The sequence below is a fragment of the Gordonia sp. GN26 genome (genome assembly GCF_054823965.1).
In genome coordinates, this window is sequence record NZ_JSYC01000120.1 from 1 (window position 1) to 506 (window position 506).

Sequence of the window (506 nt, forward strand, 5' to 3'; positions counted from 1 at the left end):
ACCCAACCGATCCCTGGTGCCCCGGCGAGAGTGGCGGCGTCGGTGACGACGTGGATGACGGCCTCGGTGCTCACCGACCGGACCACCTTCGCCGGGTCGGGGATCTCGGCGGTGCAGTCCTCACGCCCGCACTGGCAGTCGAAGACGGTGCCGGTCAACAGTGCGAACATGGCATCGGAGTTGCGCTGGTTACGGTTGCGGCCATCGTGGGCGCAGACGGTGTCGGCGAGGGCTTTCACCGCTTTCGCCGCGATGCGTATGTTCTCCGCAGCCATGACACCGGTGATCTCACCGGTGCCATCGGCGAAGTTCTCGATCCACATACCGCGCTTGTCGAGGGCCTCTTTGCGCCGTTCCCGCACCGCATCGGGGTCGTGACGAAAGACCAACCGGTCGACCATGTCGCGCAGCTTCGCTCGGGTCCAGGCACCCTTGCGGTGGCGCAGGATGGATTCGATCTCGGTGTCGAGCTCAGCGATGACCGCGGCGTCGGAGATCAGGTCGGT

Annotated in this window: 1 protein-coding gene; it reads right to left on the bottom strand. The window is 66.0% G+C overall.

Features of this window, described 5'->3' with window-relative positions; translation table 11 throughout:
- A partial coding sequence (locus OK17_RS19315) for a DUF222 domain-containing protein (protein WP_461418429.1) occupies positions 1 to 506 on the bottom strand: 506 nt, incomplete at both ends.